This window comes from Oceanotoga teriensis (assembly GCF_003148465.1).
GTDB lineage: Bacteria > Thermotogota > Thermotogae > Petrotogales > Petrotogaceae > Oceanotoga > Oceanotoga teriensis.
Genome location: NZ_QGGI01000003.1, coordinates 41,604 through 63,155 on the forward strand (window position 1 = coordinate 41,604; position 21,552 = coordinate 63,155).

Annotated in this window: 16 protein-coding genes and 1 tRNA gene; 14 read left to right on the forward strand and 3 right to left on the reverse strand. The window is 27.4% G+C overall.

Features of this window, described 5'->3' with window-relative positions; genetic code table 11:
• The first annotated feature begins 106 nt into the window (after positions 1-106).
• From C7380_RS02900 to holA, 11 genes are all read left to right on the forward strand, one after another.
• Positions 107-1,792 (forward strand): phospho-sugar mutase, encoded by a 1,686-nt coding sequence (locus C7380_RS02900; RefSeq protein ID WP_109603986.1) that lies wholly within the window; start codon positions 107-109, stop codon positions 1,790-1,792.
• 14 nt (positions 1,793-1,806) lie between these two features.
• Entirely contained in the window at positions 1,807-2,382 is a 576-nt protein-coding gene (locus C7380_RS02905; protein WP_109603987.1) for a hypothetical protein, read from the forward strand.
• Positions 2,383-2,404: 22 nt separating this feature from the next.
• Positions 2,405-3,142, forward strand: coding sequence for a tRNA pseudouridine(38-40) synthase TruA (gene truA, locus C7380_RS02910; protein WP_109603988.1), 738 nt, complete (start codon positions 2,405-2,407; stop codon positions 3,140-3,142).
• A gap of 74 nt (positions 3,143-3,216) precedes the next feature.
• The gene (locus tag C7380_RS02915; RefSeq protein ID WP_109603989.1) at positions 3,217-4,248 is read left to right on the forward strand and encodes a hypothetical protein; all 1,032 of its coding nucleotides are present in this window, start codon (positions 3,217-3,219) and stop codon (positions 4,246-4,248) included.
• 71 nt (positions 4,249-4,319) lie between these two features.
• On the forward strand, positions 4,320-5,558 hold the full coding sequence (locus C7380_RS02920; RefSeq protein ID WP_109603990.1) for a hypothetical protein: 1,239 nt from the start codon (positions 4,320-4,322) through the stop codon (positions 5,556-5,558).
• A gap of 13 nt (positions 5,559-5,571) precedes the next feature.
• Positions 5,572-8,049: a preprotein translocase subunit SecA gene (gene secA / locus C7380_RS02925; RefSeq protein ID WP_109603991.1), complete on the forward strand. Its 2,478-nt coding sequence runs from the start codon at positions 5,572-5,574 to the stop codon at positions 8,047-8,049.
• A 53-nt stretch (positions 8,050-8,102) separates the two neighbouring features.
• Entirely contained in the window at positions 8,103-9,212 is a 1,110-nt protein-coding gene (gene prfB, locus C7380_RS02930) for a peptide chain release factor 2 (protein ID WP_109603992.1), read from the forward strand.
• 46 nt (positions 9,213-9,258) lie between these two features.
• On the forward strand, positions 9,259-10,149 hold the full coding sequence (gene rsmH / locus C7380_RS02935) for a 16S rRNA (cytosine(1402)-N(4))-methyltransferase RsmH (RefSeq protein ID WP_109603993.1): 891 nt from the start codon (positions 9,259-9,261) through the stop codon (positions 10,147-10,149).
• 28 nt (positions 10,150-10,177) lie between these two features.
• On the forward strand, positions 10,178-10,456 hold the full coding sequence (locus tag C7380_RS02940; RefSeq protein WP_109603994.1) for a hypothetical protein: 279 nt from the start codon (positions 10,178-10,180) through the stop codon (positions 10,454-10,456).
• 11 nt (positions 10,457-10,467) lie between these two features.
• The gene (locus C7380_RS02945; RefSeq protein ID WP_109603995.1) at positions 10,468-12,159 is read left to right on the forward strand and encodes a penicillin-binding transpeptidase domain-containing protein; all 1,692 of its coding nucleotides are present in this window, start codon (positions 10,468-10,470) and stop codon (positions 12,157-12,159) included.
• 4 nt (positions 12,160-12,163) lie between these two features.
• Positions 12,164-13,138, forward strand: a complete 975-nt coding sequence (gene holA / locus C7380_RS02950) for a DNA polymerase III subunit delta (protein WP_109603996.1) — start codon at positions 12,164-12,166, stop codon at positions 13,136-13,138.
• A gap of 25 nt (positions 13,139-13,163) precedes the next feature.
• Here the strand turns inward: holA and C7380_RS02955 are convergent, their stop codons facing one another.
• The 3 genes from C7380_RS02955 to C7380_RS02965 all read right to left on the reverse strand — a co-directional run bounded on the left by C7380_RS02955 (position 13,164) and on the right by C7380_RS02965 (position 16,383).
• A complete protein-coding gene (locus C7380_RS02955) occupies positions 13,164-14,399 on the reverse strand; it encodes a GAF domain-containing sensor histidine kinase (RefSeq protein WP_109603997.1) in 1,236 nt (411 codons plus the stop codon).
• 96 nt (positions 14,400-14,495) lie between these two features.
• Positions 14,496-16,238: a YgiQ family radical SAM protein gene (locus C7380_RS02960; RefSeq protein WP_109603998.1), complete on the reverse strand. Its 1,743-nt coding sequence runs from the start codon at positions 16,236-16,238 to the stop codon at positions 14,496-14,498.
• Between the two features lie 68 nt (positions 16,239-16,306).
• Positions 16,307-16,383 (reverse strand) — tRNA-Asp (locus C7380_RS02965).
• 246 nt (positions 16,384-16,629) lie between these two features.
• Here C7380_RS02965 and C7380_RS02970 point away from each other — a divergent pair.
• The 3 genes from C7380_RS02970 (at position 16,630) to ppdK (ending at position 21,525) form a co-directional block, all read left to right on the forward strand.
• Positions 16,630-17,796, forward strand: a complete 1,167-nt coding sequence (locus tag C7380_RS02970) for a metallophosphoesterase (RefSeq protein ID WP_109603999.1) — start codon at positions 16,630-16,632, stop codon at positions 17,794-17,796.
• Between the two features lie 16 nt (positions 17,797-17,812).
• A complete protein-coding gene (locus tag C7380_RS02975; protein ID WP_109604000.1) occupies positions 17,813-18,697 on the forward strand; it encodes an ABC transporter substrate-binding protein in 885 nt (294 codons plus the stop codon).
• Positions 18,698-18,864: 167 nt separating this feature from the next.
• Positions 18,865-21,525, forward strand: a complete 2,661-nt coding sequence (gene ppdK, locus C7380_RS02980; protein WP_109604001.1) for a pyruvate, phosphate dikinase — start codon at positions 18,865-18,867, stop codon at positions 21,523-21,525.
• The last annotated feature ends 27 nt before the right edge of the window (positions 21,526-21,552 follow it).

Below are 21,552 nucleotides of genomic sequence, written 5' to 3' on the forward strand. Positions count from 1 at the left end.
ATATAATATCGGTTATTGTATAAAATACTTTATAAAAAATATAATTCTTGAAATTTTTGTATGGTATAATTTAAATGTTAAATTGATTCCGGGAGGGCGAGATATTATGAAAGATTTAAAAGTTATTTCATATGAAAAATTAAATGAATGGATTGAAAAAACAGAAAAAGATGTTAAGGATGAATTAGAAAAAATAAAAACTAATGAAGATGAGATATTGGATAGATTTTATAAAGATCTTGAATTTGGAACTGGAGGAATGAGAGGTAAAATGGGTGCTGGAAGTAACAGAATGAATATTTATACAGTTGCAAGAGCTACACAAGGATTTGCAAACTATATAAAATCAAAAAAAGACTTTCCTTCTGTTGTTATTGCATATGATAATAGAAATATGTCACCTGAATTTTCTAAAATAGCTGCTCAAGTTTTTGCTGGAAATGGTATTAGAGTTTATTTATTTCCTGAATTGACAGCTACTCCCATATTATCTTATGCTGTAAGACATTTATCAGCTGATGGGGGAATTGTTATAACTGCAAGTCATAATCCTCCAGAATATAATGGATATAAAGTTTATACATCTGATGGTACACAGGCAGTTCCAAAATATGCTAAAATGATAATAGAAGAAGTTAACAAATTAGATTATTTTAATGATATAAAAATTATGAATTATGATGAAGCAGTTGAACAAGAAAAAATAAAAATCTTAGATGATGAACTTTTTAATGATTATATAGATGAAATAGAAGGATATATAAGATCTATAGATCCTTCTATAAAAAGAAATCTTGATATAACTTATACTCCTTTGCATGGAACAGGATTAAAGCCTGTTGAAGAAATTTTGAGTAAACTTGGTTTTAATGTTAATATAGTAAAGGAACAAGCTATTCATGATGGAAATTTTCCAACTGTAAAATCTCCAAATCCAGAAGAAAAAAAAGCATTTGATATGGCTTTAAAACTTGCAAAAGAAACTAATTCAGAATTAGTTCTTGCAACAGATCCGGATGCGGATAGAATAGGTGTCTTTGAAAAAAATGGAAATGATTATGTCACATTTAATGGTAATGAAATGGGAATAATGTTGAGTCACTTTTTGCTAACAAATATGAAAGAACATGCCATATTACCTAAAAATGGTGTTATAATAAAGACAATAGTTTCAACAGAGATGATAAAACCTATGGCTAAAGAATTTGGAATTGAAGTTGAAGAAACACTTACAGGATTTAAATTCATAGGAGAAAAAATGGAATATTATGATCAAACAAAAACTAAAAAGTTTTTGTTTGGATTTGAAGAAAGTTATGGATGTTTAGCTAACAATCATGCTAGAGATAAGGATGCTGTTATAGCTTCAGCGTTGATAGCTACATTAAAATCAAAATTAAAACAAGAAAAAAAGACTTTAAAGGAATATTTACAAGAATTGAATGAAAAATATGGTTTTTACAAAGAAAAATTATTATCTTATACATTTGAAGGCATTCAAGGAAATCAAAAGATATCCAAACTCATGAAAATTATAAAAGAGGAACCACCTGCAAAATTAAATAATGCAGAATTATTTGAAACTGTTGATTATAATTCTGGAATAAATGGATTACCAAAGTCCAATGTTATTGAATTAAGATATGAAAATATCAAAATAATTGCAAGGCCTTCTGGAACAGAACCTAAAATTAAATTTTATCTTATGGCAAAAGGAAGTAGTTTTGAAGAAGCTATGAGCAAGATTGACTTTGCCGAAAAAGCTGTTTCAGAAATAGTTAACAAGATTTAATTAGGAGGAAAATTATGAATTTTTCATCTATTATATTCGACACTGAAGGAAATTATCATAATGTTAAGAGATTTTTATATAAAAGTTTTGATACTTTGATATTAACAGAAATAAATCCAGAAGATTACTTTGCCAATATTTCTTCTGGTCTTATTGGATATTTTTTAGTAGAAGAAGGTAATCAACTTTCAGGAATGAGAAGATATTTAAAACCCGATCTTAGAATGAAAAAATCTTTAAAAACATTATATGTCGATTATATATCAGATGAAATAAGAGATATATATGGAGATTATATAGAATTGATATCGGATAATATTGGTTTGAGAAAGGTTATGAGTTCTTTTAATGATTTAATAGAATCAAAAGAGATTATAGCAAATTATGATAATTGGATAGATGGAATATCTAAGGAAATAAATTCTAAAAATAGAGAATTGATAGCACAAAAAATAACCAAATTTGCAAATATATATCTCATAAGAGTATATGAAAGACTTTATGGGAAGAATATAGATCTTTTAAAACAACATGAATCTGAAATTGCATATAAAATACTCGAAACATCTTTGATGCAGAAAACATTTTGATTTTAATTACGGAGGAATTTTTATGAGAATGGTTGCAGCAACGGTTGCATATGATGGTACAGATTTTTATGGCTATCAGGGTCAAAGGACTTTTAGAACTGTACAGGGAGATTTTGAAAATGCCCTTGAAAAAATCTTCAAGGAAAAAGTTATATGTCATGGTTCGGGAAGAACAGATACCGGTGTTCATGCTTATGGACAAGTTATAGCTTTCAAAGTTCCAAATGATAGAATGACTGTTCAAAATGTTAAAGATGCTTTAAATTCTGTGCTTCCAAATGATATATATATAAGAGAGTTAAAAGAGGTATCTCTTAAATTTAACCCAAGATTTATGGCAAAAAAAAGAATTTATCATTATTATATATATACTGGAAAACAACCCAATATTTTTATGAGAAATAGAGTATGGTGGTTTCCATATGATTTGGATATAGAAAAAATGAGAGAAGCTGCAAAACATTTTGAAGGTGAAAAAGATTTCTCAAGTTTTAAGACAGGAAATGATGAGAGAAATCCAATTAGAGAAATAAAAAGGGTTAGAATAATAAGAACTTCAAAAGATATGATATTGATAAGAGTTGAAGGAACTTCATTCTTAAAAAGAATGGTAAGAAATATAGTAGGGTCACTTGCAAAGGTGGGAACTAATACATGGGAACCTCAGAGAATAAAAGAAATAATAGAAGCAAAAGACAGATCAAAAGCACCAGCTTCAGCACCACCAGAAGGATTATACTTTTATCGTGTTATGTTTTAATAAATATAATATATTTTTCAGTTGACTATATCGGTCTCATCTATGATGGACCGATTTCATACTTTAGCGATATATTGTATAATGTTTATAAATATACAGATATAATAATGCCTCCAAACGGAGATTCTAAAATACTTAAAATAAAATATGAAAACGATGATTTCATATTGAAATTTGAAGATAAAATTATAAATTCAAATTATGAAGAACTTGATGAAAATCTTGCCAAATTAATAAAAAAAATTCCAAGAAGTATTTTTTTAATAAGTGATAATAGCTATATAATAACAGATAATGCAACTTTAACTTCAGATTTTTTTATATGGAATAAAAGTATAGACATAAAACTCTTAAAAGATGAAATATTGTATGATTATTCTTATACTCCTGTTATGGGAGAAAGAATAAGTCATATTCCAAATAAGTTTATAAAATTAAATATAGAAGGTGGAGATGAAAGAGTTAGTATTAATGGAGTTGAAATTAAAACTCCAAAAACATTAGAAGTTCCGCCATCTATTATAAATATAACTAATGGCTTGGAAGAGTTTAGTCTTGATTTAAAAAACTATAAAAATGATGTATATGATTTAAACCTTAAAAGATCTAATCTTATAAAAAAAATTAATACAAAAATATCAAAAGTTTTTGAAATTGAAAGCGGAATATTTTTACAGGGAAATCCATATTCAATATGGATAAACAAATATAATATATTTGAAGAAAAATCAAGATTTTTTTGTGATTATGGAAATGTGGAAGATAAAAATTTAAAAGGTGATATAGTATATGTTACAGAAAGAGATGGTTCTGTATATATTATAAGTAGTTATGGACAACTTTTGACAATGGGGAGAAAAAGCATATTTACAGATTTTGGAAGAGCTCCAATGTCAATTATTGAAAATCAAGATTATCTTTTAATAAAAACCTTTAAATTGGAAAATTATAGAATAAATTTTAATGGTGGAGTGTTTAAAGAAGGAAATGCTTATTCTGTTAATATGGATATAAAGAATTTTGATTTGAAAAAAGATTATTCTTTTGAAAATTACGAAATAGAGATAATAAAAGATGTGGTATACATATATTCAAAAGAAAATTAAATTATTTTTTAAGGTTAAGTTTAAAAAAATATGTATAATATTAATGTATAATTGAATTTGAGGTGCATTTGATGAAAGCAAAAATTTCAATTTTATTTTTGATTTTGAGTTTAATAATAGGTTATTCTGAATCAGAAATAAAGATAAAAAACATAAAAAATGTATATGATAATCTTATAAATGAAATACCTCTTTTGAGATTCATTAATTCAAAAGAGGGGCTTGGTTATTCTAATGTACTCAATCTTATAACTGGAGATATTACTTCAGATGCTACGTCATTGGACAATATTCTCAATACTGGAATAATATTTAAAACTAATAAAGATTATACTTATGAAGATTTTTTGAATCCTGATTATATAAATTTTTTAAATGATTTGATAATAAATTCAAAATCCATAGCTTTTTATAATGGAGATTTCGATACTTTTAAAGAAATAGTAAAAGGATTATATGAATATGAAATCACACAAGATGGAATAATAATAAATGATAACAAATATCCAATATATAGATCAGAAAATTTTATAGGAATAAATACACTTTACTATGAACCAAATTTTGGTATAAATATTATAGAAGGTACTACAAGAAACTTTCTCAAAAAAAATAATTCATGGGATTTCTATATAAACAATGAAAATAAAAGTTTAAATGCTAAATTTTATTCTGATACATATCAAGATTTAAACTTGAAATTTGATATAAAAACTGTTGAAAACTATAAATTTTTTGGTGATATACTTTATTTTCACAAAATGCAAAAAAATCAATTTATCTCTTATATTCAAGAGTTTTTTGTGCCTTATGAAAAAGAAGATTTAATATTTTTTGATTTAATTGAATCTATGATCAGTTCTGAAGAATTTTTAGCTGTTGATTCTAAATCCATGATAAATAATTATGATTCATCTATTTTTGTCGTATCGGATATAAATACAAAATCAATAGAAGATTATATGGGATTTAGAAATATAGAGCCAAAAAGATTAGGAACTTATGATTTTGCACTCATAACAAATCAAAATAATGGAGATAAAATATATATTTATTATTCAAAAGATGATATGATAATAACAACTTTATCTCCAGAAACGATGAAAGTAAACTTAGGAGAAGTTCAAAGATTCAAATATACAAAGAAGTTTAAGGCATTAAAAAAACATGAAAATTTAAACAGGGCAATTTTAATAGATTTTGAAAGATATCTAAATAAAAAATTTTATGGGAATTTATACTCTTATTTAGTATCTGAATTTTATTATGATGAAAATGGAAGTTATAACATAGATGTGGCCCTGAAATGAGGAGATAAATAGTATGAAATTATTTGGATTATTTGATAAAAACAAAAAATTATTAAAACAATACTCTAAAAGAGTTGAAAAAATAAATGAATTAGAATCTCAAATGACAGAATTAAAGGATGAAGAATTAAAACAAAAAACAGAAGATTTTAAAAATAGACTTAAAAATGGTGAAACCGTTGAAGATATATTAGAAGAGGCTTTTGCTGTTGTCAGAGAAACATCTAAGAGAATACTTGGAATGAGACATTTTGATGTTCAATTAATAGGTGGTATATCCTTACATGATGGTAAAGTAGCTGAAATGAAAACTGGAGAAGGTAAAACGCTTGTTGCTACATTACCGTTATATTTAAATGCTTTAACAGGTAAAAATTGTCAACTTGCTACACATAATGATTATCTTGCACAAAGAGATGCTAATTGGATGAGACCAATATACGAATTTTTAGGTTTGAGTGTAGGGTTTATTTATTCAGGAATGAGCAAAGAAGAAAGAAAAAATGCTTATGAATGTGATATAACTTATGGTACAGCTAATGAATTTGGATTTGATTATTTGAGAGATAACCTTGTTTATTCTTTAGAAGATAAATCTCAAAGAGATCATTACTTCACAATAGTTGATGAAGCCGACTCTATTTTAATAGATGAAGCAAGAACACCTTTGATAATATCAGGACCTTCTGATACTCCTTCAGAACTCTATAGAAGGTTTGCAATGTTTTCTAGAAAATTTGAAAATGAAAAAGATTATACAATAGATGAAAAACAAAAAACAGTAGCTTTGACAGAAGAGGGAATTGAAAAAGCTGAAAAAATGTTAAATATAGAAAACCTATATGATCCTCAAAATATAAAATATCTATTCCATCTTTTGAATGCACTTAAAGCGAATTTGTTTTTTAAAAAGGATAAAGACTATATAATTCAAGATGGAGAAGTTGTAATAGTCGATGAATTTACAGGTAGACTTCTCGATGGAAGAAGATATTCTGAAGGTCTTCATCAATCAATAGAAGCAAAAGAAGGAGTTAAAGTAAATCAAGAAAGTCTTACATATGCTACTATAACATTTCAGAATTATTTTAGAATGTATGATAAATTAGCTGGAATGACAGGTACTGCCAAAACTGAAGAAGAAGAATTTCAACAAATATATAATTGTGATGTAATAGTTATACCAACTAATAAACCCGTTGTTAGAATGGATAAAAATGATCTCATTTTTAAAACTGAAAAAGAAAAATATAATGCACTTATAGATGAAATAGAAGAAAGAAATAAAAAAGGTCAACCTATGCTTGTAGGTACAACTTCTATAGAAAATAGTGAATTAATAAGTAAACTATTAAAAAAGAGAGGCGTAAAACATGAAGTTTTGAATGCAAAGCAACATGAAAGAGAAGCCGAAATAGTTATGAATGCTGGAAATAAAAATTCTGTTACAATAGCTACAAATATGGCTGGTAGAGGTACAGATATTAAAATAAATGATGAAGTAAAAGAATTGGGTGGACTTTATGTAATTGGTACTGAAAGACATGAAAGTAGGAGAATAGATAATCAACTTGTAGGTAGATCTGGTAGACAAGGGGATCCAGGAGAGTCAAGATTTTTCTTATCTTTTGAAGATGAAATGTTGAGGCTTTTTGGTGGAGAAAAATTAAAGAATATAATGAACACATTAAAAATAGAAGAAGGACAACCAATTGAACATAAGCTTTTATCTAACATAATAAGAGATGCACAAAAAAAGGTTGAAGGAATTCACTTTTCAATAAGAAAAAGATTGTATGAACTAGATTCTGTTATGGATCAGCAAAGAAATTCTATATACAATCATAGAAATTGGATACTTGAACAAAGTAATCATGATGAACATATAAAAGAAATATTTGAAGATGTTACAGAAAGAATATCTGAAAGTGCTTGGGATGAAAAAGAAGAAAAGTTAGATAAAGAGTTAGTTAAAAATAAATTAAATTCATTTTTGATAAATAAAGAGATAAAATCTCAAGATATGCAAGAATTAAGAAATGAAATTTTTGATCTTGTTTGGAATAGATATGAACAACAAAAAGAAGATTTCGGAGAAGAATTTTCAAAAGTCTCAAAATATGTTATGTTGAGAATAATAGATGAAAAATGGAGAAATCATCTCGATGCTATAGAAGCTTTAAAAGAAGCAGTTGGATTGAGGGCCTATGGACAAAAAAATCCAACGATAGAATTTAAAAAAGAAGCTTATTATATGTTTACTCAACTCGTAGATGGAATATACGATGATATAGTTAATTATTTACTTAGAATAGTAAAAGTAGATTCTCAAAGAGAAGAAAAGGAAACAAAAAAAGTAACGGATAGTTTGAATTATATGCATGGAGAATATTCGGCACTGAATAGAGATGGAAGAAGAAAAGAAAAACAGACTACTTACTCTGAAAAAATGGGTAAGATTAGAAGAGGAAAGATAAAAGTAAAAAAATAAAAATTGGGCACACGAAAGTGTGCCATTGTTATGCTAATTTTGGGAGGTAAAAAATGATAGAATATGAGTTAAAGGTAAAAATAGAAAATCTTAAAAATAAGTTTGAAGATTTAAAAAAACTTTTTGATCTTGAAAGAGCAAAAGATAGAGTTGATGAACTTCAAGAAAAAATGATATCTCCAGATTTTTGGAGCGATCCATCAAATGCTGAAAAAATTTCAAGAGAAAATCAACATTTAAAAGACCAGATAAATGATTTTAATAAATTACAAGGATTATTTGAAGATATAGATGTTGCCATAGAATTTTCTGATGAAGATCCTACCATGATAAATCAAATAATGACATCTTTAAAAGAAGCAGAAAGGATGACTAAAAACTTTGAATTAAATCTTTTATTATCTGGAAAATTTGATGATTCAGATGCTTTCGTTACTATACATCCAGGAGCTGGAGGAACTGAATCACAAGATTGGGCTTCCATACTTTTGAGGATGTATAAGAGATGGGCTGAAAATAATAAGTTCAAACTTGAAACTATAGATTTTCAAGATGGTGATGAAGCAGGTATAAAAAGTGCTACATTAAAAATATCAGGTCCTTTTGTATATGGAAAATTAAAATATGAAACAGGTGTTCATAGACTCGTTAGAATATCACCTTTTGATTCAAATGGAAGACGTCATACATCATTTTCATCTATAAATGTAACTCCTGTTATAGATGATGAAATTGAAGTTGAAATAAAAGATGATGATTTAAAAATAGATACATATAGAGCAGGTGGTGCAGGTGGGCAGCATGTAAATAAGACAGACTCAGCTGTTAGAATAACTCATTTGCCTACAGGTATAGTTGTAGCTTGTCAGAATGAGAGATCTCAGCATCAAAATAAAGCAACAGCAATGCAAATATTAAAAGCAAGATTATATGATCTTGAGATGAGAAAAAAAATAGAAGAAAAAATGAATTTAATGGGAGATGTTAAAGATATATCTTGGGGAAATCAAATAAGATCTTATGTATTATACCCATATCAAATGATAAAAGATCATAGAACTGAATGTGAAACTTCTGACTCTGAAGGTGTTTTGGATGGAGAAATAGATAAATTTATAGAAGCAGAATTATTATATTTTGCAGATCTAAATAATGCAGATTAATGATTTTGGCTTAATTTGACAAAAAGGTTAAGGTGGTGTATAATTATTGAGACAATACCATGATTATCATAGAAGTATTATGGTTGATGAAATATTAAATCAAATGATAACTAAAAAAGATGGAATTTATGTTGATTGTACTGCTGGAGAAGGAGGACACTCCAAAGCTATATTTGAGTATTGTGAAGGAAATGCAAAAGTAATTGCTGTGGATGTAGATTATGAAGTACTTGAAATAGCGGAAAAAAGATTAAAAGAACTATCAGAAAACATAGAATTTTTTAAAGCCCCTTATCAAGATATTGATTTAGTAATAAAAGGTCTCGGTTTAAAAAAAGTTGACGGTTTCTTGATGGATTTAGGAGTATCTACTTTTCAGTTAAAAGGTGTTGGAAGAGGCTTTACTTTTATGAATGATGAACCGCTTGATATGAGAATGGATACTCAATCGACTTTAACGGCAGCAAAAGTAGTCAATGAATATTCAGAAAAAGAGCTTGCAGATATAATATTTGAATATGGACAAGAATTCAGATTTGCAAGAAGAATAGCTGATTCTATAGTTTATAGAAGGCCTATAAATACAACTTTTGAGCTTGTTGAAGCGATAAGAAAAGCACTTCCTTACAAGGAAATAAATAGAAGAAAAAGGCATTTTGCCACTCAAACATTTCAAGCTATAAGAATAGAAGTTAATAAAGAATTTGATAATATAAAGACTGCACTTGATAAGTTTGAAAGATTTTTAAATGTTGGGGGAAGAGTTGCAATACTAACATTCCATTCATTAGAAGATAAAATAGTAAAGCATTATTTTAAAAATAATGAACATTATAAACTATTGACCAAAAAACCACTTTATCCCACTGAAAAAGAGATTGAAGAAAATCCAAGATCTAGAAGTACCAAATTAAGAGTTGCCGAATACATAGGCTGAGCCTTTCACAAAAAGGGAGGCGAAAAGTATGCCTGATAAAATTTATGATAAAACTCAAGCTATTCAAGATGTAAAAACGTCGAGTAGAACTGTTGATATAATATTGATTATTTCTTTTGTTATGGCTATACTAACATTTAGTATATGGATGTCATTATTTTTGACTTTTGGAAAAAACATAGAAGTTTATAAAGATTCTATAAAAGTTGAAAAAGAAAACTTAAAAAATAAAAAAGAAGAAATAGCTATAATGGATGAAAAGATAAATAAATATGTACAAATATTATCGGTGCTTGAGAAAAAATAGTGGTGAAAAATATGAAATTAAAATTTCTTTTAATAAGAGCTATGCTTGCATCTTTATATATAGTTCTAATTTTTGTTGGTGTGTTTTTTAATTACAATTTAAAACCTTCTGTACCAGAAGAATACAGTGAAGATATTAATAAAAAATTAGCGACCCTTGTAGATAGCAAGGGTCATTTTCTTGTTTACAATAGAAAAAAATATGAAGCATGGGTTGATTTAGATTTTATGAAGAGAAGAAATAAATATAGAGATTTAAAGTATGTTTTAAATCAAAGATTTTCAGATAAAGAATTAGAAGAAAAAAAATATATAAAATGGGGATTTTATGATACGTATAAAGAAGCAGTTGATGATCTTGGTTATTTGAAGAGATTTTCTAATATACATACAATAAATGATAGAATTTATAATGATTTATTTTCTTATTCACAATTAATAGGAAAAATTGATAAAACTGAGTATGGAATAGAACCTTATTTGTATGAAAACAATATATTACAAGGTAAAGAAAAAATTAAACTTTCATTGGATACAAATCTTCAAAAATTTTTATATGATTCCTTAAATGAAGTTGTTAAAGAAAGACAAGCAGATGGAGCTGTTGCGATAATAATGGAAACAAAAACTGGAAAAATAAAAGCATCTGTTTCATTATATCCATGGAATATGGGATATATGGGATATATAGAACCTGGTTCTACATTGAAACCTATGCTTTATGCGATAGCCTTAGATGAACAGATAATTAGAATAGATGATGTATATACTTCAGATTATGCGTACTATCCCGTTCCAGGAATAAATTTTAAGGTTACAGAATCAGTTCATTATGGTTATGGAGATTTAACTATAAAAGAAGCTCTTATAAGATCTTCCAATGTAATAATAGCAAAAGTTATAAATGAATCTTTAAAAGAATTTTCAAATGAATGGTTGTACAATGAAATATTGAAAATGGGATTTGGAGAGAAAACTGGGATAGAATTTAAAGGAGAAATAAATGGAATCTTCCAATCACCTTATGATTGGTATCCAATAACTCCATATCAAATTGCAATGGGACAAGGGTTGGGAACAACACCTATACAACTTGTAACTGCTTTTAATGCAATTGTAAATGATGGATACATAGTAAAACCATCATTTTTACAAGATAAAGAAATAGAAAAAAGATTAATATTTACACCTCAAAGTTCTAAGATATTAAAAGAATGGATGAGTTATATAACTATATCGGGTACGGCAAGACTTGCGTATAAAGAAGGATTAATAATTGGAGGTAAAACTGGAACGGCACAAAAAGCTATAAAAGGCGAAGGTTATACTGATGAAGATTACTACTCTTTGTTTGCAGGATTTTATCCTGTATCAAATCCAAAATATACGATAGCTTTAATAGTAGATTCTCCAAAAGATGAGTATTATGGAGGAGAAGTTGCAGCACCAATAGTAACTAAGATATTTTATGAGTATGAAAAATCTCTTGGCGAAAATTTTGAATATACTGATACACTTTATAAAAATATAATACCAGAATTTAAAAATTATAGATTAGAAGAAGCTTATAATATACTTATGAATTTTGGGTATAAAGAAAATAAGATAATAATACATGGTAATGGAGAAAAAATTATTAAACAATTTCCAAATTCTGGTAAAACTATAAACACTGAAGAATATATAGAATTATTTACGGAGTGATTATATGGAAAAGATATATATAAAAGGTGATTCGGAGATTTTAAAGAAAATGAAATTTGAAGAGATAATAAAAAATAAAAAAAATCCCTTAGAAGTAATCATACCTGAAGATTTCGATGAAAGTAATGTTTATAAACTTTTCACAATGATGGGAATGTTTGCAACTGAGAAGACATGTTTGATAAAAAATTTTGAGAAATTAAAAGATGATCAAAAAAAATTGATAAAAAAGCTTTTATCAATAGAAGATTCTACTGTTAGTACTTTAATAATAACTTCAAGGGGAAAAACTGGATTGAGCAAATCCATTAAATTTGATCATATATTCGAATATAAACTTCCAAACCCATGGGAAGAAGATAAATGGGTAAAAATAATAGAAGATATAGCTAAAAAATTTGATAAAAATATAGATAAAAATGCTGCTATAAGGTTAATAGAACTTGCTGGAAAAAATGATGAATATTTATATCAAGAAATAAAGAAATTATCTATATATTCTTCAGAAACTATAAGTTTTAATGATGTAAATGAGATAAGTAGTAGTTTCTCTAATCCAGAATATGAAGATATTTGTTATGCTATTTCATCTAAAAGTTTTCAGATAGCTTTAAAAAAAATAGATGAATTAATGGAAGATCCAACATTTTATCCTTTAACTTTTTTATATTATTTATTTAACTATTTTTTAGATATGATAAAAGTTGTGTATAATGGAGAAGGAAAATTAAAATATACATGGAATCAAGTAGAAAAAATAAGTAACAATTCTGGAGTAAAAAAAGGTAGAACAAAAAATTTCTTAGGAGTTAATTTTAAAAATGATTATATAAGAAGAATAAATCATGAGAGAATATATGATATTCAATCAATAGAAGAAATATTGATTGAAATAGAAAAATTAGATAGAAGAATAAAATATGGGGAAAATTTTAAAATAATTATTACTGATTTAATAAACTATATAAAAGAAAAATAAAGACTACTGAATTTTCAGTAGTCTATCAATTATTTTTAGGTGGATTTATTTTTAAAGGTAATTTGATTAAAGTTTTTGTACCATAGCCCATTTCAGAAGTCATATCTATAGATCCTTTTAAGGATTTGATAGTTTTTTTAACTATTGCAAGACCAAGACCGCTACCAGGCTTATCTTTTGATAATCTATAAAAAGGCTTAAAAATATCTTTTAATTTATTTTCAGGAATTCCAGGTCCAGAATCATCAACTTCGATTGAAAACAATTTTGTACCTTCATTATATGAAATATTTATATCTACATACCCATAATCTGTATATTTTACAGAATTTCCTATAATATTTACAAGTATTTGTCTGAGTTTAGTTCCATCAGTTATTATATTTTCAGGAATTTCAGTCTTATAATTTATATTGAGTTCAACATCAGGAGAAGTCATTGGTTCAACGATGGAAATAGATTCAAATAAAATTTGTTTAAATTTGATTTGTTCAATTTTCATTTTAGTTTGTCTATTCAATTTATTGAAAGTAGAAATATCATCTATTAAAGAATTTAAATGTTTTGCAGAAGCATAGACTTTTCTCATGAATCTACGCATATCTTGAGGTTCTATGTCATCATCAGATAAAACAGTTTCTGAAAAACCAATGATTGAGGTCAATGGAGTTCTTAACTCATGAGTTATAAAACTCAAGTATACACTATTCAATTCATTGGCTTCTTTTTCTTTATCTCTTAAATTTCTTAAAGACAAAAAAGTAGATGCAAGGTTTGAAAAAACTTTTAACATTTTTTTAGAGTTATCAGAAAATTTTTCTAATTTAAAATTATCTATGTATAAATGTCCAACTATTTTATTTTTAATTCTTAAAGGAGAAATTATTGTTACTATTTCTTTATGCTCGCTATGAAGCTTAGAACTTAGTTCAAAAACATTTTTTCTTTTATTATAATTTGATATATTATGAACTTCATGAACTTCTTCATCCATATGATTTTTTATATAGGATTCTTCAAAAGGAATTTCCATGTTATTTAAAAGTTCTTCATCATATAAATAACCTGCAACTGCTTTATATAGAGTTCCTTCTATTTTCCATATAGAACCGCTTTCAGCTTCAGGAATACTTTTTATTGCTACATCAAGTAATTTGTTCATAAAGTCTTTTTCTGTTTCTTCTCCTGTTATCTTTTGAAACAATTCAGACATATCTTCAAACCCTTGCATATAATTTTTAATTTCTTGATTTGAATCCATTTCAGTATTTCCCCCCAAAAATTAGAATTCTTTTTGCTTGTACAAAAAATTGTACTATTAATATATATTATACCACTCTTTGCTTAAAAATTAAAATTATTTTTTTCTTTTATTAACATTTTTCGTCTTTTTTTTATTAAAATCATTATTTGTATATACATCTTTAAATTTAACACGAGTTTTTTCATCTTTTTCTATGTAAATTTTTTTTCCTTCAAGATTAAGATTTGTATAATACATAGTTGTTGAATTAGTTGAAGGAGTAGGCGTAAAAATTTGAACATCATTTGGTACAAAGCCGAAAGAATTTTTTATTCTATTTTTAGAATTTTCTTCCATTTCTTTATTAGAGCCGGGATGAGCGGCAATTAAATAAGCAGAAAATTTTGTATTTAAATTTAATTTTTTCCCTTCATTTCTTAGATCGTTTATGAATTTTTCTGTTAAATCAAAAGATGGTTTGTTCATAAGTTTTAAAACTTCATCATCTGCATGTTCAGGGGCTATTTTAAATCTTCCAGGAATATGTTTTTTTATCAAATTTTTTAAAAACTTCATTCCATATTTTTTATCTTTATATATCAAATCAACTCTTATGCCAGAAGATATAAAAACTTTTTTAACGCCTTTAACTTTCTCAACAGAATTTAGTAATTCGATATATTTTGAATGATCTGGAGATAAAGAATTACAGAATTCATAACCAATACAAGATTTTTCTTTACAAGCACCTAATTCTATCTTTTTTTTGCAATCATATCCATACATATTGGCTGTTGGACCACCAACATCGCTTATTATTCCATTAAAATTTTTTTGAGAAGAAATTATTTCAGCTTCTTTTATTATTGATTCTGGACTACGACTTTGTATAGTTCTTCCTTGATGTAAAGTTAAAGCACAAAAATTACATTCGCCATAACATCCTCTATGAGAAGTTATTGAATTTTTAACTGTATCAAAAGATTTAACATAACCTTTTTTTAATTCAGAGGGAGCAACTTGTCTTGTATATTTTAATGAATATACTTCATCCATTTCTTGAGTTGTTAAACAATATTGAGGAGGATTTTGAATAACATATCTATTAAAGTGTTTTTGGATAATACCTTTTGCATTTAAAGGGTCTGTTTCTTTTTGAAAAGTTTTAAAAGCTAAAAAATATTTTTGTTTATCTTTTTTAACTTCTTCGAGTGAAGGAATATTTATGAAATCATAATTATTTGGCATTTCAGATTTCCAATAAACTATACCCCTCAAAGATTTACAATCTTCAATTGTTCCACCATTTTTAAATATATTACCGATTTCTATTATAGTTTTTTCTCCCATTCCATAAACAATTAAATCTGCCTTTGAGTCAAGTAATATAGAATTTTTTACTTTATTCTGCCACCAATCATAATGAGCCATTCTCCTTAAAGAGGCTTCTATTCCGCCCAAAATTATAGGTTTGTTAAAATATTGTTTTATGAGATTAGAATAGACAATACTTGCTCTATCAGGTCTTTTACCGAATTCGGTATTTGGAGAATAAAAGTCTGTTTTTCTTTTCTTTCTTGATGCAGTATAATTAGAAACCATTGAATCAAGGTTTCCTCCAGAAACACCAAAAAAATACTTAGGTTCGCCAAGTTTTTTAATATCTTTTTCACTTTTCCAATCTGGTTGTGAAATAACCCCAACTTTTAAACCACAAATATCTTTTAATACCCTTGCTATTATGGCTACGCCAAAAGATGGGTGATCAACAAAAGAATCACCAGATATAAGTATTACATCTAATTGTTTTATTCCTAAACTATTCATTTCTTCTTTCGTTGTTGGAATATCAAACATTTAATCAACTCCAAAATTATATATGTATTATATCAAAGAAAAGACCTTCTCAAAATGAGAAGGTCTTATGGCGGGGACGACGAGATTCGAACTCGCGGCCACCGGTGTGACAGACCGGCATGATAACCAACTTCACCACGTCCCCAACACGTAATTGGTTCAATTCCGTAGATTATTTTATCAGAAAAAAGTGTTTTTGTAAAGGGGTTAATGTATCTAAAAGGTAACAAAAATATTTTCTATAGTTAATTTTAAAACATATTAAAAAAGATATTTAATAATAAAATAAAATGAAGTAAATTTTTAAGTCAAAAAAAGTATTATAAATATTTGTATGAAATAAGTATGCTATAATAAAAAATGGACATATTTTTAAATTTGGGGGAAGAATATGAAAGTATATATAAGTGATCTTCATATTGGTGATGGTGAATCTAAAGATGATTTCATATATGATTCGAAATTGATAAAATTATTAAATGAAATAAATCATCAAAACAATGAACTTTATATAGTTGGTGATTTTATTGAATTGATGGATGCAAAAAATAAAAAATATTTATTGGATACAGTAGATCAATATATTAAAGAATATGATTATTCACTATTAGATGAAATATATTTAAGTCATAAAAAACTTTTTGATAAGTTTAAAGAAATCAGCAAAAATGTAAAAGTAAGATATATAGTTGGAAATCATGATTATTATTTATTATTTGATCCTAAATTAAGAGAAAAGGTTTGTCAAATATGTGGGAATATGGAAATAATTCCTTATTATTATGATGAACTACTTGAAATATTTATTATACATGGAAATCAATTTGATGTTATAAATAGATTAAAATATGATGAAAAAAACAGAATAATACCTTCTTTTGGGGAGTATATGGTCAAATATATGAGTAATAATTTTGATAATTCTCTTGAAGGAATTTTACCAGATGATTTAATATCGGATTATGATAATATATCTCCTCAGCTAGATGTTTTCCAATGGCTTGAATATGTGAATGAAAAATATAAAATAGGTTATGATTTAAAATCAAAATGGGTTGAATCATTTATAGACTTAATAAGAACAAAACAAGTAAAAAAATGGCTTAAAATAAATTTTCCAGCTTGGCATGTATTCACAAACCTTTTTGTGAATAAAATAGGTGGAATGGAATTTGGAGAAGCAATTGTTAGAAGTATAATGTTTTTTCGTGGAACTAAAAAATCAGATCATTACTTGAAAGTGGCAAAAAAACTAATAAAAGAAAATTTTATAATTCAAAAAGAAAATCTTATAGGGTATAGTTCAAAAGATATAATAATACCAAAAAATAATATAAAAGGACTTATAATGGGACATAATCATAAACCAAGTTTTAATGTCTTTACTGGGAATCCTATGAAATTCTATGCTAATACTGGAGCTTGGAAACATACTGTAACTAAAAATTATGGTATTGATTCTTCAGAATTTATAAGGAAAAATTTAATATCTTATCTTACAATTATAGAAAAAAAGAAAAAATTAGATATAAAATTAAATACGGAACAAATATTTTAAATGGGGAGGAAATATAATGAAAAAGATATTTTTAATGTTTTTTATGATTATAAGTTTATTGGGAATGGCTTTTAATTTTTATAATCCACTTGGGCCAACACTTCTTCCGGCTGCGGGAATATATAATACAGACATAGAAAATCTTGAAAAAGGCTATTGGAAAAATATAGATGAAGCACAAACATTACTTTTAAAAGGTCAAGCAGATTTTATAGTTTTACCTGTTGCACTCGGTGCTCAAATAATAGATAAAGGGGCAAATTATAAACTCGCTGGGGTATCTTTATGGAAAACATTTTCTCTTGTTGGAAAAACAGATATAAAAAGTATAAAAGAACTTGAAAATAAAGAAATACTCACAATACACGGACCTGGTCAGACTGGAGATCTTGTTTTAAAAATATTGAAAGAAGAAAAAGATATGAATTTTAATATTGTTTATGTGAAAAATGGTGCTGATATAATTCAAATGCTTGCTTCTGGAAAATATTCATATGCTGTTTTACCAGAACCATTTGTATCACTTGCTGAAGTTAAAACATCTGGAAAGATAAAACCTATATTGGATATAGAAAATTTATATGCAAATTTAACTGGTCAATTTGCAAGAATCCCTGTTGCAGGATTGTTTGTAAAAAATGGAATAGATCAAGAATATGCTGATAAAATCATAAAAGAATACGAAAAATCTTCAAACGAATATTTCAAAAATAATCAAGATAAAGCAATAGAATTTGTTTTTGAAGTTATGAATGGAAAGATGCCAAAGGCTGTTTTAAAAAAAGCAGCTAATAGATCTTATATAAAATATATAGAAGATGAAGATTCTGTTATGAAATATTTTGAAGTGTTAAAAAAATATGGAATACTTGAAAACTACTCAGAAAGAATCTTTTTTTAATTAATAATTTTAAAACAACGTTTTATTATTTATGTTTTCAATTTAACACAATTCAGATATAATTGAATTGCTCAGTATGGGTGTTTTAATTAACTTTAATATTACTTTTAATATATATTTCTCATGCATGTATATATTTGCAAACCTAAGAATTGGGAGGGAAAAAGATGGCTAAGAAGTACGTTTATTCCTGGGGCGACGGTAAAGCCGAAGGAAGCGGAAAGTTAAAAGATTTACTCGGAGGTAAGGGTGCTAACCTCGCAGAAATGTCAAGATTAGGAGTACCAGTTCCTCCAGGTTTCACGATAACAACAGAGATGTGTAGATTTTACTGGGAAAATGGTCAAAAACTTCCTGAAATATTAAAAGAAGAAGCTGGAATAGCTTTAAAAAATTTAGAAAAATTGTCAGGTAAAAAATTTGGAGATGCAAATAATCCATTATTAGTATCAGTTAGATCAGGTGCCGCAATATCTATGCCTGGTATGATGGACACAATTTTAAACCTTGGTTTAAATGATGAAGTTGCAGATGGATTGGCTAAATTGACAAATAATCCAAGATTTGCATGGGATTCATATAGAAGATTTATGCAAATGTTGGGAGATGTTGCACTTGGAATTGAACATGAAAAATTTGAAGAAAAATTAAACGAAATAAAAGCTAAAAAGGGTGTAAAGAATGATCTCGATTTAGATTCTGATGATCTTCATGAAGTAGTTAAGTTATATAAAGAAGTTTACAGATCAGAAGGTAAAGAATTTCCACAAGAACCTGTAGAACAATTATGGGTTGCAGTAGAAGCTGTATTTGCTTCATGGAATAATAAAAGAGCAATTAAATATAGAGAGATAAATGGAATGGATAAAATGGGCCTTTTGGGAACAGCAGTAAATGTTCAAATGATGGCTTTTGGTAATATGGGTGAATCATCTGGTACAGGAGTTGCTTTCACAAGAAATCCTAATACTGGTGAAGATAAAACTTATGGAGAATTCTTATTGAATGCACAAGGAGAAGACGTTGTTGCTGGTATAAGAACACCTCAACCTTTAGATCAGTTAAAAGAAATAAATCCAGAAGTACATAAAGAATTAATAGATACAATGAATAGACTTGAAACAGTTTTCAAAGATATGCAAGATATAGAATTTACAATTGAAAATGGAAAACTTTATTTCTTACAAACAAGAAATGGTAAGAGAACAGCAGCTGCAGCAGTTAAAATAGCTGTTGATATGGTAAATGAAGGATTAATAACAAAAGGAACAGCAGTTACAAGAGTAAAACCTGCTGATATCGAAAAGTTATTACATCCAACATTTGATATTGAAGAATTAAATAAAGCAGAATATTTTGGAAAAGGTCTTCCAGCATCTCCAGGAGCAGCAACAGGTATGGCTGTTTTCAATGCTGATGATGCAGAAGCTAAAGCTAAAGAAGGTCTTCCTGTTATATTAATAAGACCAGAAACATCTCCAGAAGATATTGGGGGTATGGATGCAGCTGAAGCTATATTAACATCAACTGGTGGAATGACATCACATGCTGCTGTTGTTGCCAGAGGAATGGGTAAAACAGCTGTTGTTGGTGCAGAAAACATAGTTATAAATGATAAAGCAAAAACAGCTATTTCAAATGGTATAACTATAAAAGAAGGCGATTGGTTATCAATCGAAGGTACTGAAGGTAAAGTATTTGCTGGAAAAATTAAAACAATAAAACCAACAGGACTTGAAGGCGACATAAAAACATTATTAGATTTTGCAGATGAAGTTTCTGATCTTGGAGTAAGAGCTAATGCCGATATACCAAGAGATGCAAAAATAGCAAGAGAATTTGGTGCAAGAGGAATAGGTCTATGTAGAACAGAACATATGTTCTTCGAAGGCGATAGAATAAAGAAAATGAGAAGAATGATCGTATCTAAAACAAAAGAACAGAGAGAAGCAGCATTAGCAGAATTATTACCTGTTCAAAAAGAAGATTTCAAGGGATTGTTCGAATCAATGGAAGGTTATGCAGTAACAATCAGACTTCTTGACCCACCATTACATGAATTTGTTCCTCATGAAGATGCAGCAATTAAAGATGTTGCGGAAAGTGTTGGAATAACTGAAGAAGAATTGAGAAAAGTTATAGATGATTTAGAAGAATTCAACCCAATGATGGGACATAGAGGAGTTAGACTTGCTGTAACTTATCCAGAAATTGCAGAAATGCAGATAAAAGCTATAATGCTTGCGGCAATTGAAATGGTTAAAGAAGGCAAAAAAGTAAAACCAGAAATAATGATTCCTCTTGTTGGAAATGTAAAAGAATTTACATTATTGAGAAATTCAGCAGAAGAAATAATAAAAAATCTATTAAAAGAACATCAAGTAGATGTTGAATATAAAATAGGTACAATGATTGAAGTTCCAAGAGCTACAGTTACTGCAGATCAAATTGGAGAAAATGCAGATTTCTTTAGCTTTGGTACAAATGATTTAACACAGCTAAGTTTAGGATTCTCAAGAGATGACTATGGAAAATACATAGGAGATTATCTTGAAAAGGGAATATATGATTCCGATCCATTCCAACATATAGATAGAAATGGAGTTGGAAGATTGATAAAAACAGCTGTAGATTTAGGTAGAGGTGCAAATCCACATATTAAATTAGGTGTTTGTGGTGAACATGGTGGAGATCCAGAATCAGTAGAATTTTGTCATCTTGTTGGCCTCGATTATGTAAGTTGTTCTCCATATAGAGTTCCAGTAGCAAGACTTGCTGCTGCACAAGCTGCTGTTGAATTCAGAAGAGGAAAAAAGGTTAATTACTAATATAGAATAATGCGGGGAAATTATCCC

Bases quoted from the DNA above. Each gene is read 5' to 3' on its own strand.
- C7380_RS02900 (WP_109603986.1), top strand. From the start codon at position 107: ATGAAAGATTTAAAAGTTATTTCATATGAAAAATTAAATGAATGGATT.
- C7380_RS02905 (WP_109603987.1), top strand. From the start codon at position 1,807: ATGAATTTTTCATCTATTATATTCGACACTGAAGGAAATTATCATAAT.
- truA (WP_109603988.1), top strand. From the start codon at position 2,405: ATGAGAATGGTTGCAGCAACGGTTGCATATGATGGTACAGATTTTTAT.
- C7380_RS02920 (WP_109603990.1), top strand. From the start codon at position 4,320: ATGAAAGCAAAAATTTCAATTTTATTTTTGATTTTGAGTTTAATAATA.
- secA (WP_109603991.1), top strand. From the start codon at position 5,572: ATGAAATTATTTGGATTATTTGATAAAAACAAAAAATTATTAAAACAA.
- prfB (WP_109603992.1), top strand. From the start codon at position 8,103: ATGATAGAATATGAGTTAAAGGTAAAAATAGAAAATCTTAAAAATAAG.
- C7380_RS02940 (WP_109603994.1), top strand. From the start codon at position 10,178: ATGCCTGATAAAATTTATGATAAAACTCAAGCTATTCAAGATGTAAAA.
- C7380_RS02945 (WP_109603995.1), top strand. From the start codon at position 10,468: ATGAAATTAAAATTTCTTTTAATAAGAGCTATGCTTGCATCTTTATAT.
- holA (WP_109603996.1), top strand. From the start codon at position 12,164: ATGGAAAAGATATATATAAAAGGTGATTCGGAGATTTTAAAGAAAATG.
- C7380_RS02955 (WP_109603997.1), bottom strand. From the start codon at position 14,399: ATGGATTCAAATCAAGAAATTAAAAATTATATGCAAGGGTTTGAAGAT.
- C7380_RS02960 (WP_109603998.1), bottom strand. From the start codon at position 16,238: ATGTTTGATATTCCAACAACGAAAGAAGAAATGAATAGTTTAGGAATA.
- C7380_RS02970 (WP_109603999.1), top strand. From the start codon at position 16,630: ATGAAAGTATATATAAGTGATCTTCATATTGGTGATGGTGAATCTAAA.
- C7380_RS02975 (WP_109604000.1), top strand. From the start codon at position 17,813: ATGAAAAAGATATTTTTAATGTTTTTTATGATTATAAGTTTATTGGGA.
- ppdK (WP_109604001.1), top strand. From the start codon at position 18,865: ATGGCTAAGAAGTACGTTTATTCCTGGGGCGACGGTAAAGCCGAAGGA.